The sequence below is a fragment of the Bacillus massilinigeriensis genome (assembly GCF_900117315.1).
In the GTDB taxonomy this organism is placed as follows: Bacteria; Bacillota; Bacilli; order Bacillales; family Cytobacillaceae; genus Bacillus_BE; species Bacillus_BE massilionigeriensis.
In genome coordinates this window covers 3869217-3883836 of sequence record NZ_LT630337.1, presented here as the reverse complement: position 1 = coordinate 3883836, position 14620 = coordinate 3869217, and the positions used below count along the sequence as shown (strand labels likewise).

The window sequence follows — 14620 nt, the reverse complement described above, 5'->3', positions numbered from 1 at the left end:
GCTTTTCTTGGCCTCTCAAAACATTACGAAAAAATGGACCATGCGTTATCGGAATTGGGACATGATCTTGAGTCAGCTTGAGATTTTGAATCAAACATCCTAATTGGGGACTCTGTCCCCAAACCCCTGAAGTTTAGCGCTTTTGTTTTCCCTAAAACGGACTAAAAAAACGGACAGAAAAGATCCGTCCGTTTTAGGGAAAAACCATAAAACCGCTCGGGTTGCACTTCTGCATTGCCCTATCCTGTTTTATGGTAAAAGCCAATTATATTTTTGACAAATGATGTTTTTTCTATACCTATTATTTCTTGCCTTGCGAAGATTGTCGGATATTACCTACACAAAATTTTACGCAGACCCGAAAAAACCTTCCATTAGCTCATTGTTGGAAGGTATTTTTACTAATTAACAAATTACTAGATGTAATTTTATTGTTACTTCATTATAGTTAATAGCTCTATTGCATCCAATACCTTCTCAGGGTGATTTTCAGGAATCATGTGACCAACATTGGGCAATCTGACCATTTTAGAATTAGGAAGATCCTTTTGAAGTCTTTCAGCCATTTTGATAGTTCCAAAAGGGTCATTTTCCCCTACAACTATAATAGTTGGAACTTCTATTTCCTTATACCGAGAACTAATTTGCTTGGATGTTATCGGAAAAGCTAAAGTATCCTCTCTATTAGCTTTAAATTGAGTGGGTCTACCCCATAAAGCTAGTAGTTTTTCCTCGTAACCAGCTGGAGGTGTCTCCGGTGAAAACGTTGCTTTAGTTGTTTCTTTACCCATTGACTTACCTAATGGTGTTGCTAATAGGGTATTCATAATTAAATCACCCAAAATAGGAGTCGTTACTAATTCTGAAAGGGTATCTCCATTTTCAGCAGGGTATCCTTCTTTATACATTGCTCCTCCCAAGGTAACAAGACCTTCAACATCATTAGGAAATTGAAGTGCATAAGACATAATCATAGTTCCGCTCCAAGAATGACCCACAAGGATAATTGGATCCGTTATATTCAGCTTTTTTAATGCTTTATGAATTAACTTAGCTTGTGTAATAGGAGTGACTTTTTCGTTGGTGGGCCTTTCGCTATGCCCATACCCAGGGCGGTCAAATGCGATTGCCTTATATCCCTCTTGGGCTGCAAGCTCTATTACATCGGAAAAATCCTCACTTGAAAGCACGCCTCCATGCAAGAACACAACCGGCTTTCCGTTCCCTTTACTCAAATAGTGAAGTTTGATACCATCTACTTCAACAAAATCTCCATTAGGAGGATATGCCAATTCAGCCTTCTTAAATTGATTTTGGTTGTAAAAGTATAAAGTAACCATTCCTATAAGGACAGTTACAATAGCAATGATAAACATATTCTTCCTCCTCATTCTCCTCACCTACTGTAAAGTACTCCATTAACATACTTAAAAGTATGTTATGTTCAAAAAAATACCCGGTTTTTCAACGGGCTTTATTTTGGGTTTATTCCGTCCCATATTATTTTGGATATAGAGTCAGCCATTTGAGTGAGCGGTACAGAGCTTGGAGATACCATCCACATAAGAACCATCCCATTTATTAAGCCGTGGAGAGTTACAGATAATGAACTAGCATCCACTTTTTCTGAAATCATCTTTCTTTTCTGGAGATCCTCTAAAATTACTTCAGTTCCTGCAAACAATTTTGCAAAAACTACATCTAACTTTTCTCTAACTTCAGAATCACGCCTTCTAGAAATAAATTCAAAGAACAAGGTAGGTTGTTGGCTTTTATCTTCTTCACAAGCTTGAAACTGGCTCTTAAGCAATCTGTTTATTGCTTGTTCGGGACTTGAAGACTTAAATACCTTTTCTAATTGGGAAGGGAGTTCCACTAATAAATTAGTTAGGCTCTTATTTATTAACTCAATAAACAAATCTCCTTTACTGGAAAAGTGCCAGTATACAGCTCCTTTGGTTAATCCTGCATCTTCGGCAATTAAATCAAGTGTTGCTCCTTCGTAACCAAGTTCTCCAAATACCTTACCTGCTGAATCCAATATGTTAGTGCGCGTATCTAAGTGGTGATTTTGGTTAGGTTCCTGAAAATCGACTAATCTTCGCCGCATTCCCTCCTTACTGCCAAAGTATCTCCTTACAGTAGTCCAATGAACTTCAGCTATTTCTGCAATGTCGGCAAATGTTATTTTGTCTGCAGGATTCTTAGTGGCTAACTCTTTAGAAGCTGCCAAAATTCTATCGTGCGGTTTCATTTATTTCAACCTCCATTTGTTACATTAGAATACTGGTGAGTATGTTCTCATTGTAAAATCATTATACTTTAAATGTCAATAGTTTTATGAAATTATTCTATGGTTGGAAAATTGTAGTTTTGAAATTTCCTATTGAAAATTATAGTATAAAAATATAGGAATGGAGGTTGAATACTGTGAATATCAAGAGGTTTTTTCTCGGTTTTATCGTTATATATATATTGATAAGCCTTCCTTCGATGTTCGGGATTGGATATGTTATTGACTGGGTTCCAGAAGCAACTTTTTATCAAAAGATTAAGGGATATGTTATTGGTGGACTTGAAAACAATTACCTCGTTAAAATAATATCTTCGGCAATAGTAGGTATTATCTTTAGTTTGATTATATCTAGACTCAAGGCAAATAAAAGTAAGTGAAATTCGATCTATTATTATGAGGTCTTTTCTAATGCACTTCTTAGCATTTCAACTGTCATATAATTAGATTTTTGACACGCTGAAATAAGCATTTGCTCTACTCATTTATCAAATAAAAATATTTGCCTGTTTCAAGCCTTCCGCAGGGAGTTAATTTAGTTAGATAGTCTTATTCAAACTCCATGTGAGGTCTGAATCAACTCTTACTACCATTTTTAATATAGATATAAAGAATTACTGATTTTATATGTTAAAATATGGGTAACATAGAAAAATTATAAGAATAATAGAGTAAAGACCTGCGGTAATATGTCAACCAAAAGATAATTAGTATTTTGTTATCAAGAATCAAAATTTCAGAAAAAAGGCAGCACTAAACTAAACCAGTAATAGTTTGTTAATTACTGGAATTAGTGAAAAAGGATGAATTAACGCTTATGCGTCATTTATTCACGCTCCTTTTCGGCGTGTAAATTTGGTGATTGCGTAGTAGCGCATCTACCAAACGCACTAATTTTCTTGCAGTTAGAACGAGTGCTCTTTTGTGTTGATGTTTCGGTACTTCCTTGTACTTTTTCTCGTAGTACTCTTGGTACTCGGGTATATGCTTTCTTACTGAGTTGGCGGCTTCAACTAAGTAATATCTTAGATATTGGTTCCCGTTGCGAGAAAGGGAAGTATCATCTGCGGTAAAGCGTCCAGATTGGTGTTTTCGCCAGTAAAGGCCACCATATTTGGCTACTTTTGTTTCATCTTCAAAGCGTTCGATTTGGCCAATTTCAGCGATAATGCCAGCTGTGAAGACTGGTCCGATCNGAACAGGGAGAACAGCCTGCGAGTAGGAAGCACCGCACGAACACTGAGAAACAGTCTTTAAATGTGGTTAAGCCCACAGGGGGATAAAGAATTGTCCCAAATGATCCTAATCTCATTATCTAGAAATATCTCGGGACACCCAAGAAATTTGATTTATTTTGTACAGGAAAAGTAGGGATTACGGTCCTCAAATAAAAGGGACTAAACATAATATACGAGGGGGAGGTAATATGACAATGAGTAAATCTAATTGGGTAAGCTTTCTTAGGCAATATGGACCAATACCAAGGAATGATAATATGTATGACGAAGCTATCCAACGTTCTATACAAAGAAAAGGAATAGAACCGATTAAGGTAGAACCTGAATACTTGCCACATTTAATAGAAAATTTTCATTCGGGTTATCCAAAGACTATCATCCTTACAGGGACCGCTGGAGATGGGAAAACATTCTATTGTAGAGAAGTCTGGACTGCACTCGGGGGTTCAAAGGAAGTTTGGGATAACGGGGACACAATAAAATCATTGGAATTACCAGAAAAGACAATATTCTTTATTAAGGATCTAAGTGAATTATCAGAAGAAGATAGGGACATTATTAATAATTTAGCCGACTCAATTAAAAATGGTGGAAATAAAGTATTTCTTGTTGCGGCGAACGATGGGCAACTTATTGAGGCTTGGAAAAAGGCCGATTATACATATGATGTAGCTGAAGTAACGGGAATAATTGAGGATTTATTAGTTAACGAAAAGGAAGAACACCCTGATTACAACTTGCAGTTAATAAATTTAAGTAGAACCAACTCAGCGAGGACCTTCCAAAAAGTTGTTAATTCTGTGGTTGAGCATCCAGGTTGGAATGAGTGTGAAAATTGTATTTACAAAGAAAGTACTTGTCCGATTTGGGAGAATAGGAAGCGTTTGAAAGGGACCGATGAAAATACTGTTCTTAAGTCTAGATTAATAAACCTACTAGAATTGTGTGAATTGAATGAGGTACATATACCGATTAGGCACCTTTTGTTATTGGTTTCTAATATGATATTGGGCCATCCTGAGGCAAAAGATAAACTAATGAGCTGTAATCAAATCCCAAAAATATTAGAAGATAATACAGCTTCAAAAGCAAGTATTTATAGAAATATATTTGGAGAAAATTTGAATCCACGAAGGCGAGAACAGACCGAAATATTTTCAATTCTCAATCGTTTTGGCATTGGTACTGAAAGTAATAATCTTATCGATAATATGTTGATTTATGGAAACGACGACCCGGAATTATTTAACTTATACGATAAATATATGCTATCTGATACTTATTATGGTGCAGATGAAACATTTAAAGCGCACCAAAAATCATACCTAGAGGGCGATGTAGATAAAGAAGAAAGCCAGGAATTTATAGGTAGATTGAGGTCACAAAGACAAAGATTATTTTTCTCTGTTGACGATAATGATGTAGAGGAGATTAAAATATGGGATCTAACTACCTTCAAGTATGCTGGGGAGTTCCTAGAGAGTGTTTATCGAAGACTAGGGAATGAAAAAAGGGTTCAGCCCAAAATTTTATCCAGGTTAGTAAAAGGCATAAACAGAATATCAACAGGATTACTTACTAAGGATACTGATGGGATTTTCCTATCAACTTCAGGAAGTCATTCACAATCTAAAATTAGTAGGGTCTTTGAATCTAGGATATCTGTTAGACCAAGTAGAGGAGAGAGTGTAGATATTACACTTGAAAATGGGAAACCGCTGTTCTCGGTTAAAATGTCCTTAAGTCCTGAAATAAGACCAGTAAGCCTTAAATTACATTTGGTGAGATATGAGTTTATTTCTAGAGTAGCCGAAGGAGAACTTCCCGGAAGTTTTTCTAGAGAATGTTATGAGGACCTCCTTGCATTTAAAAGTAGATTAATAAATCAACTAGAAGCTCGTAGAAAATTAGAAGGTGCTGATGAATATGATTCGGACCGACTTGTATTAGAACTTCTTCGATTAAATAACGAAGGGATGCTCTATACCCGTCCAGTGGAGGTTGAATTTGAATGATTGATAGATTACCAAGACCTAATGGTATCGATTCACCGAGAATGTGGGTGGACGAGGCTATCTGGGGCCATCGTCTTTATGATGAGCAAACACCATGGCTCTGTCTCATGGAATTTTTGAATGTTCTTCAATCTGAATATAACGAAGGTCGGGCATTCCAGGAAGATAATTATAACACCCTAAAATATATTGCATACTCCCGTATGTATTTAAGAAATATTTTATTTAATAATCCTCAGATGCAGATAATTGAGAAGGAATATGAAAACGATAATAATGAACAATGGAAAAAGTGGATTGAAGAAATGAACGATAAAAAGGGCGGATTAGATTCAGCAGACTTTTCATATTTAAAAGGTAGATTTCCTAATTTTCAAGATTTTGTAGATATAATTAAGTTTTTACAAACAACAACAATTGAAGGAGAAAATAATAAGAGGTGGAGTTCTCAGTTTATTTTCCCCTATGGTCCAGATTGTTTATATGAAGATGTAAGAGTAACAGGGTCGAATACTAGTAATGATCGAAGATTTTTTGGGCGAACAGGTGAGTTGCTTTATTTAATGCTATCAAGAAGTTCTAACAAAAATGAAATCCTAAGGCACTTAGGGGAAAAAATCCTGGAAGGGAAATCACCACTCAATAGGCTTGTTGCAAAACTTCAACCAAGTGTTGAACGGTTTAGTGGGCAACCACGAGATGGTGGATATCTACCAATTGCAAGTTTACCAGAATATGACCTGTTATCAGAGGATTGGCTAAATCTTTTTAAATGTAATATGCCTAACTATGATGTTTTCCCGCATTTGGTAAATATCACGGGATTGCATTTTCTAATTTATTTTATTAATCGGTCTAAAGAGGTATTAGGTAACAACAAAAAAACATCTTTCGTTTTAGAAATTATCGCACCACAAAAAACAATAATTCGGGATTTAGCTGCTAATTCATACTCAGAAAACAATAACCTATCAAAACAAGCAATCGAAGAGTATATTTTGGGAATGAAGAATACCGATGCTTGGAAGCAGGTGGAATCATCTGATGAACCTTTTGAAGCAGCAAAAGGGCTAATCGAAAATGTCTTCTATTGGAAAGACTTAGAAGGTGCATCTGCAACAACCCCAGATGGCTTATTAGAAGAACTCTCTAAAAAAGTTGCAATAAGACACAAACAACATGTTCAAAACTTCCATAGAGTATGGGGGAAAGAAATCGGTTTAGTTTCAAAAAGAAGTAGTAGAAGACTAAGGTATGCCCCCACAGATACTTTATTGAAGGCACTAGTATTAAGTAATGTTAGTAACAAAATGGAGTTTCAAGAATTTCTAGATTGTTTATTTGATAAATATGGTTTTGTAATTGGTGACCGTCAAGCTAAGTCATTGTGGGAAGAAGGAGATGCAGATCAAGAGGCATTTTCTGAAAACGCAATTAGACTCGAACAGAGACTATCAAGCATGGGGCTTTTGAAAAGGTTATCAGATGCTTGCGCCTATGTTGAAAATCCATATGTTAGAGGAGTAAATTAAATGAATGAGTTAGATTTAATCGGTAAAGTAGCAACTGAATACCTCAGGTCTAACTTCAGGACAGATGTTGAATCTGAGGGTATAGCTCGTTTTCTTTTAGATAGATTAACGGGAAGACAAGTTGCTCGAATTTGTAAAGAAATATTAGAAGATGAAGAGTTAAGCTCCTATATTGAGATTAAAGTTCCTAGTAAACTAGTAGAGGAGTATCAATTACCATCCAATATTATTACGGAAGAAAAAACAACTTATTGGAGAAATGCTCCAATAGATAAACCAGCGATCATTTTGGCAAATACCAACGATGACCAAGGGCAATCATTAAGGGATATTACTACTATTGGTGCAAAGGATTTAAAAAGTAATCCAGATATTTGGGTTAACGTTGCTAGTTCGGGATTAGCTCTTACAGACGAACAGAAAAAAATATGGAAACAGGCAATAAATGGATTACAGTCAATTAGTGAATATAGCTTGGAGCGTTTTAGTCAGTATATTGTTGAAGTTAGAAGCAAGATTATTCGTGACAGTGTACCAATAATAACAGCATTAGGATAGGCGTTACCATCTTTAAGACTACCACGAGATTCAGCGTTTTTTGAAGCCATTCCAGAAAAATTCTTAGGGCACAAAAAGAGATGGGCAGATCTTTATCAATCCGCAATAACAAAACGAGCATGTTATTTAGTTAAACAGTATCCCAATAGAGAAGTTATTGATAATGATGACTTGCAATCTTCATATAAAAAGGTTGAGGATGACATTCCTGACCATGCCAAAGAATCAATTAAAAAATTTATTCAGGCAAAATCGGGCTGGACCCAAGAAGCAGCTGAATTGGCTAATTATGAGTGGGAGCTTGATAATATTTATGTTTTTTTCTCAGGAATAAAAACCAAAAAGATAGATTTAGGTACCCAAACACTGGAATATTTAATAGATGAGCATTCAGACACCCTTACACAAGATGACATAGATTACTTAGAAACTCTATCAAAGAGGACAAGTTCTGAACCTAATGAGGAGGATATGGAGTTTTTCGAAAGTCACCGTCAAGAATTGGATACTAATCGATCCTTAAAATCAAAGTGGGATAGATTTGTATACGGTAAACCAATTGAATCGGATGATTTTATTGCTGGGTTGTTGGAAGCTATAGAACGTCTTTTTTCACAAAGTGGAAGTATTGCAGGTAAAAAAACATTAAGGATCAAAACACAAAAGAAAAGTAGTAAAAGTTCATGGCTTGAATTGAACACCGACATTGGCCTATTTTTTTGTACAAGATATAGAGGTTTAGATAAATTAACGCAACTAAATATAAATTGGGACGTACACTGGCTATTCAAATATGATGAGCTTATAGAAGATGCCAAGAGTAAACCCAAATACAAAGAAAATAACTCGGTATCACAGAATGCTTCTCAGATAAAATTTTATGTCGAGTTAGAATATGAGGATGAAATCCATCCCTCACATCAAGTTCAACTAATTTGGAAAGGCGATCCCAATAAAATTGGCACAGAACTACATAAGGATTTGTCGAGACTAAGGAAACATCCATTTCCTCTTTCCCAAGTATCTAAGAACCCAATAAGTAAAAAAGGTAAATTACAAGGAGTCTCTTTAAATGATATCGGTACATTACAAGCCGTGTATGGTCAAAATAGAGGGTCTCTTATAGCAAAATACAATTCAAATAGCGATATAAGCAAACTGTTTGATAAGAATCTCAAAACAGCCTTTGAAGAAGGTCGCTTATCAGATACTGCATATACACTAGTTAAATCCGCTTGGGAACAATTCTCACAAAAGTATAAGCAGTCGATAAATGATTTTATAGAAGAAGGGCTTTCGGCAGAATCTTTAATTTCACAGTGCAATGCATATGATAACCTTCTTCAGTCATTACAATTACATGCTACAAGTGATATAAACAGAGTTGAGTTGTGGCAACCCATACTTAACTTAGGTAATGTTCATATTAATGGGAATCAACCAATGTCAATTATTGCTCCTTGGCATCCAATGCGTTTAGCTTCTTTAGCTATTAAGGCAATTCAGTTTAAGAATTTAATTAAAACGATTCTTGATTCCGAAGAGGTTGATTTTGGTGACTCAAAACTTTTCTTTTCAGATTTAAGGCATGACTTCACTCAGCCTTTTTACCCTGAAGTCACATTTAGTTTTAAAGGCAAAGAGCCAGAACTATTGTCAATATCGGATTCAGTTAATGAATATAGCCTAATGGAAATACCTATTAGGAAATTTAATAATTTACAAACTAATGAAGATCCAAAAGAGGCAAGTTCAAAAGCCCTCTCTGTTAGGATAGATGTCGTAGGATACTTTAGTGTTATAGTTAAATAAATAACACGGAGGTTGAGCGATATGAAAAGAAAAAATGGGACACGATATACACAGGAATATAAAGCAGCTATTGTTAAACGAATGATGCCCCCAAATAATGAATCTGTTACGAAAATTGCGAAAGAAGAAGGCATCTCAGATGTGACCTTGTACAGTTGGCGTAAAGAAGCTCGTGAGACTGGTGTCGCAGCACCTGGCAATGGACAAACGAGTGACAAATGGAGTAGCCAAGATAAGTTTCTAATCGTGATGGAGACGTTCGCATTGAATGAAACAGAGCTGGCTGAGTATTGTCGTAAAAAGGGGCTGTATCGTGAACAGATTGAAGCATGGAAAAGTGTATGCCTTCAGGCAAATGGTCAGGCATTCGATCAAGCAAAACAACTGAATGGCGCTTTGAAGGAAGAACAGAAGCGTGCCAAACTATTAGAAAAAGAGCTACAAAAGAAAGAGAAGGCACTAGCTGAAGCTGCGGCATTATTACTTTTGCGAAAAAAGGCCCAAGCGATTTGGGGGGACGACGAGGAAGAATGATTAGCCCGTCAAATCGCGCATTAGCAGTCAAACTCATCCAAGAAGCCAATCAAAATGGTGCGCGATTAGCGAAGGCTTGCGAGGAGCTTCATATCAGCGTTCGTACCTATGAACGTTGGGTGGAAGATGGTGGTGTGAAGGTTGATCAACGCCCACTTGTGAAAAGACCCGTACCAAAAAATAAGTTGTCTGAAAAGGAAAAAGAAGAAATATTAACGGTTGTCAAACAGGAAGAATACGTCGATTTACCCCCGACACAAATTGTACCAAAGCTTGCGGACAAAGGGACTTACATTGCGTCAGAATCCACCTTTTATCGTGTGTTACGTGAAGAAAAAATGCAGAATCATCGTGGTCGTAGTCAAAAGCCTGGGAAAAGAATTCCTGAGAGTCATCTAGCAACATCGCCAAATCAGGTATGGACATGGGATATTACGTGGCTGGGTGGACCTGTGAAAGGGTTGTATTATCGACTCTATTTAATTCTCGATTTATTTAGTAGAAAAGCAGTTGGCTGGGAAGTGTGGGAAACAGAAGAGGCAAAGCACGCTGAAACACTTGTGAAAAAGGCAGTGATCAATGAAAAAATCAAAGGCGCACCACTCGTATTGCATTCTGATAATGGTAGTCCTATGAAAGCCGAGACATTTTTAAGTTTACTAGAGAAACTGGGAATTCAAAGTTCCTTTTCAAGACCTCGTGTAAGTAATGATAATCCTTACTCAGAAGCCATGTTTCGTACACTTAAATATAGACCGGATTACCCGCATAAAGGCTTTGCATCACTCGCAGAGGCAAGGGAATGGGCACAGAAATTTGTCTATTGGTACAACGAGATTCACTTGCATAGTGGATTAAATTTTGTGACACCTGTACAGTGTCATACTGGAGCACACGTAGCGATATTAGAAAAGAGAAAAGATATATACGAAGCAGCGAGAGCTAAACATCCTGAGCGTTGGACGAGAGGCACGAGAAATTGGAGACCGAATGAACAAGTAGCGCTAAATCCAATGAGAGATGAGAGGTAAACTGAAACATTGAAGAAATCATAATATCCCATTTCTCTGGTGGTTTGAATCGAAAGAGCGCTTTTCCTTTCGATTCAAACCACCAGACCACCAAGCGCAGCGCGGTAGCTTTATTTGAACTCGGGATTTAAGGAATTCTCTTAAAATACTAAAGTAATAAAATACGACAACTATATTGACAAACACCGAAAGTATATAACCTAGTTCAAAAATATGTTGAGCTACAACCACATGAAAGTACAAATCTAGGTGTGGCTCTCTATAATTGTGATTCTACAAGATTGCCAAAAGCAATTGTGGATTCTTTATCAACTCTCCGGGACCAAAATGACGATATTCGTTGTCAGGTTGTATTACGTCATCGTAACCTAGAGAAACTTAGTGAACTATACATGAAGATGGTTGAAAGCACAGATGAAGACGCAGATACTTTTGTTGCTAGTGAGATATCACGTGATTTCATGGCTAGGCTTAGGATCGGTGTAATGGCAGATACTGCTCCAGTAGATGGTTTAAATGAAGAGAAGCCTTCAGATATTGTGTTTTTACAAGAAGTCATATCACGTGAAGCGAAATTTGTTTGGTCTCCTGTTAAGAAAAGTACAATGCCAGATCTATTAACACATTATCCTCCAAGATGGTCAAGAAGAAGACCTTCTGTTAAGGATGAATTAAAGTCTACAGCTTATTTGGTTTGTCCTAGCCAACCTTCAGTAGGATGGTCCTATTTAAAGGCATTACAAGCTGTGTGTGACGTTAATGAATATGATCAGGATAATTACTACTTACCATCAAGACAGATATCATTTCAAAATGAAGAAACTAGAAGTATTTTTGACGAAGCTCATAAAATTGGAGAATGGGTTGCAAATTATGATGAATTGCTTGATCAAAGGTTATTAAGAAACCAGGGTGTTAATGTAATAAAATATCAGCATAGTCAATCAAACGGACCCAATTTAGTAGTATCAACAAAATCTAAACTAAATCTATTGCAAATACTAGTTAAAAGAAGACTGAACTCTTTAAATCTCGGACTAGAAGAACCTGAACTTTCAAAATTAGCGGAAAAATTTATTGATGAAGCTAATATGTTATCAGGTGATATTGTTTTAAGAGCAGCCAAACGAGGTAAGTTCGCTAGTGAACTTCTTGGAGTAGTATTGAGTAAAGCATTAGTTAAATCTGAGCTTGGAAAATCAGAATCAATCGGCTGGTTCTTTTTAGATGATTACGCTTCTTGGTTAGGTAAGAAAGAAGAACAAATTGCAGATATATTAGCTTTATGTCCCAAAGAGGTAAATGGTAATTTCTATCTTCAGGTAATAATTACTGAATGTAAATATATTGATATAAAGGGTTTAGCGAATTCCAAAAAGATATCTCGAAAACAACTAAAAGATACTGTATTGAGAATTAATAATGCCCTTTTTGGTAACCCGACGAGATTAGACAAGGATCTCTGGCTTGCTAGGATAAGTGATTTGCTAGTTGAAGGTGTAGAATTTACTAAAGAATCTTCCCTGTCATTAGAGGAATGGAGGGAAGGGATTAGAAATGGAGAAATACCAATTGATTTAAAAGGTTATTCCCATGTATTTGTGTCGATTTCATCGGATGATAGTAACTTAGATTGTGAACAAATACAGATAACAGAGATAGAAGGGTGTTACCAAGAGGTATATAATAGAGAAAAGGTTAGAGAGCTTGTATTAGGAATTAATAAAAATGAGCAATTAACATCCATCCGGAATGGAATTGGTGATGAAAGACCTTGGGATGTTGTACGTGCTGTACTGCCTCCTGAGGCTGATTCAGAAGAAACAGAGGATCAAAATGACAGTGGGTCTTTTCAGAGTCAAACTGCTCAAAATCAACAAAATACAAGTTCAGATGAAGTGAATAATAATGAGCAGTCTTCTACAGGAAGAGAAGAAAGTGATAATGATGAGTCTGTTGAAGTTGGGCCATCAGACTTTTGGGGCGGCTCCAACTTGAAAGAATGGATAGATACGAGTGTTTCACAATTGGTGGATGATGGTTCTAACGAATGGTTAAACGATGTAGAACGCAAATTAAAAACAGCATTAATGTCATATAACTTACAGGCAAAAGTATTAGGCTCGCGATTAACACCTAACTCAGGAATTATTAGACTAAAAGGTTCTGATAATCTCAAAGTTGAGGACATTGAGAGGAAAAAGTCACAGTTATTAACCACTCATGCACTACAAGTATTAAATGTGGTAGGAAGACCTGGTGAAATAGTTGTATTTATTGCAAGACCAGAGCGTGAAGTTATTTATTTGCGAGATATTTGGAAGAGACGTAAAGTAGAACAAATCATGCCTGGTATGAATATGAACTTCCTTATAGGTGTTAAGGAAGTGGATGGTGAGTTACTTTATTTGAACCTTGGAGGCTCGTTTGAAGGTTTACAACAACACGCACCTCACACTCTTGTAGCAGGTGCTACTGGGAGTGGTAAGTCCATATTGCTACAAAATCTTATTCTTGACATTTGTGCTACAAATTCAAAAGAAATGGCTCAGGTGTATTTAATAGACCCAAAATTTGGGGTTGATTACCAAAGCTTAGAGGACCTACCTCACTTAACCGAAGGCATAATTATTGACCAAGATAAAGCTGCTACAGTCTTAGAATCATTAGTTACAGAAATGGAAAGTCGTTATCTGACATTTAGAGAAAATAAAGTTCCAAATATTAAGGAATATAATAAGAAAGCTCCTGAAGGTCAGAAAATGCCTTTGATATTTTTGATACATGATGAATTTGCTGATTGGATGCTAGTAGATGAATATAAAAATACTGTTTCTTCATCTGTTCAGAGGTTAGGTGTAAAAGCAAGGGCAGCTGGCATTCACCTCATATTTGCTGCACAAAGACCTGATAAAGATGCCTTACCTGTACAATTAAGGGATAATCTAGGTAACAGGTTAATACTTAAAGTTGAAAGTTCAGGTACCTCTGAAATTGCATTAGGTGAAAAAGGTGCAGAAAGATTACTCGATAAAGGTCATTTAGCAGCAAGGCTCTCAGGGGAATCAAGTTTAATCTTTGCACAGGTACCATTCTTATCTAGCGAAGATTCATTCGATGTTGTTAATGCAATCAAACAAGGCAAAAATTTATAGTAATTAAACCGTTGATATATAAGAAGTCACAATTTTTGTGGCTTCTTATGTTTTTGCGCCACTTTAAGTCATTAACAAGAGTGGTTATAATTAAGTAAAATATTCAAGAGGATTGATACAAATGAATACAGGGGAAGTCTATAAATCATTAGTATTTGTTTATACTGATTTTTATGATGGGCTATATACTAAAGACCAATTAAAATTTATGCTCAGAAGATTACACAAAAATAATCCTCATATAAGTAGTGATGAATTTGCTCAGCTTTGTCTGGAAGCACAATGGGAAAACGCAAGTGAAGAGGATTATGAAAATACACGGAAAATAAATGAAGAAAGCTGTTTAGAAGAAAGCTAAAGGGGGTAACTAAATTTGCAATGTAAATGTGGAGGAATACTCTTTGTAATAAATATTGAGGAACCACCTGAAAACATACCTAAACATAAAACGT

10 protein-coding genes and 1 pseudogene are annotated in these 14620 nt (G+C 36.2%); 8 read left to right on the top strand and 3 right to left on the bottom strand.

Going from position 1 to position 14620, the window contains the following annotated elements; translation table 11 throughout:
- Window positions 1–434 precede the first annotated feature (434 nt).
- The gene (locus BQ6100_RS19145; protein WP_075983122.1) at window positions 435–1376 is read right to left on the bottom strand and encodes an alpha/beta fold hydrolase; all 942 of its coding nucleotides are present in this window, start codon (window positions 1374–1376) and stop codon (window positions 435–437) included.
- Window positions 1377–1474: 98 nt separating this feature from the next.
- Window positions 1475–2254, bottom strand: a complete 780-nt coding sequence (locus BQ6100_RS19140; RefSeq protein WP_075983121.1) for a TetR/AcrR family transcriptional regulator — start codon at window positions 2252–2254, stop codon at window positions 1475–1477.
- 176 nt (window positions 2255–2430) lie between these two features.
- On the opposite strand from BQ6100_RS19140, the gene BQ6100_RS19135 reads away from it, so the two are divergent.
- The gene (locus BQ6100_RS19135; protein ID WP_075983120.1) at window positions 2431–2673 is read left to right on the top strand and encodes a hypothetical protein; all 243 of its coding nucleotides are present in this window, start codon (window positions 2431–2433) and stop codon (window positions 2671–2673) included.
- Between the two features lie 442 nt (window positions 2674–3115).
- On the opposite strand, the pseudogene BQ6100_RS19130 reads toward BQ6100_RS19135, so the two are convergent.
- Window positions 3116–3487, bottom strand: a pseudogene (locus BQ6100_RS19130) (transposase); the annotation flags it as partial.
- A gap of 238 nt (window positions 3488–3725) precedes the next feature.
- Between BQ6100_RS19130 and BQ6100_RS19125 the strand changes: the two are divergent.
- The 7 genes from BQ6100_RS19125 (at window position 3726) to BQ6100_RS19090 (ending at window position 14526) form a co-directional block, all read left to right on the top strand.
- Window positions 3726–5546 carry a hypothetical protein gene (locus BQ6100_RS19125; protein ID WP_235816555.1) on the top strand — a complete coding sequence of 607 codons (1821 nt, stop codon included), beginning with the start codon at window positions 3726–3728 and terminating at the stop codon, window positions 5544–5546.
- On the top strand, window positions 5543–7078 hold the full coding sequence (locus tag BQ6100_RS19120; RefSeq protein WP_075983118.1) for a hypothetical protein: 1536 nt from the start codon (window positions 5543–5545) through the stop codon (window positions 7076–7078). The genes BQ6100_RS19125 and BQ6100_RS19120 overlap by 4 nt, the downstream gene beginning before the upstream one ends.
- Entirely contained in the window at window positions 7079–7636 is a 558-nt protein-coding gene (locus tag BQ6100_RS19115) for a hypothetical protein (protein WP_075983117.1), read from the top strand.
- 171 nt (window positions 7637–7807) lie between these two features.
- The gene (locus tag BQ6100_RS19110; protein ID WP_075983116.1) at window positions 7808–9448 is read left to right on the top strand and encodes a hypothetical protein; all 1641 of its coding nucleotides are present in this window, start codon (window positions 7808–7810) and stop codon (window positions 9446–9448) included.
- Window positions 9449–9469: 21 nt separating this feature from the next.
- Window positions 9470–11013 (top strand): IS3 family transposase gene (locus BQ6100_RS19100; RefSeq protein WP_390622393.1). Its coding sequence is split into 2 segments (ribosomal slippage): window positions 9470–9953 and window positions 9953–11013, totalling 1545 coding nucleotides; the frame shifts between segments, so codons are not numbered across the junction.
- Between the two features lie 281 nt (window positions 11014–11294).
- Complete coding sequence (locus BQ6100_RS19095) at window positions 11295–14168, top strand: FtsK/SpoIIIE domain-containing protein (RefSeq protein ID WP_075983115.1); 2874 nt, start codon at window positions 11295–11297, stop codon at window positions 14166–14168.
- Window positions 14169–14289: 121 nt separating this feature from the next.
- A complete protein-coding gene (locus BQ6100_RS19090; protein WP_075983114.1) occupies window positions 14290–14526 on the top strand; it encodes a hypothetical protein in 237 nt (78 codons plus the stop codon).
- Window positions 14527–14620: the final 94 nt, after the last annotated feature.

Coding starts and splice junctions, on each gene's coding strand:
- BQ6100_RS19115 (WP_075983117.1), top strand. CDS start 7,079: ATGAATGAGTTAGATTTAATCGGTAAAGTAGCAACTGAATACCTCAGG.
- BQ6100_RS19140 (WP_075983121.1), bottom strand. CDS start 2,254: ATGAAACCGCACGATAGAATTTTGGCAGCTTCTAAAGAGTTAGCCACT.
- BQ6100_RS19090 (WP_075983114.1), top strand. CDS start 14,290: ATGAATACAGGGGAAGTCTATAAATCATTAGTATTTGTTTATACTGAT.
- BQ6100_RS19145 (WP_075983122.1), bottom strand. CDS start 1,376: ATGTTTATCATTGCTATTGTAACTGTCCTTATAGGAATGGTTACTTTA.
- BQ6100_RS19120 (WP_075983118.1), top strand. CDS start 5,543: ATGATTGATAGATTACCAAGACCTAATGGTATCGATTCACCGAGAATG.
- BQ6100_RS19125 (WP_235816555.1), top strand. CDS start 3,726: ATGAGTAAATCTAATTGGGTAAGCTTTCTTAGGCAATATGGACCAATA.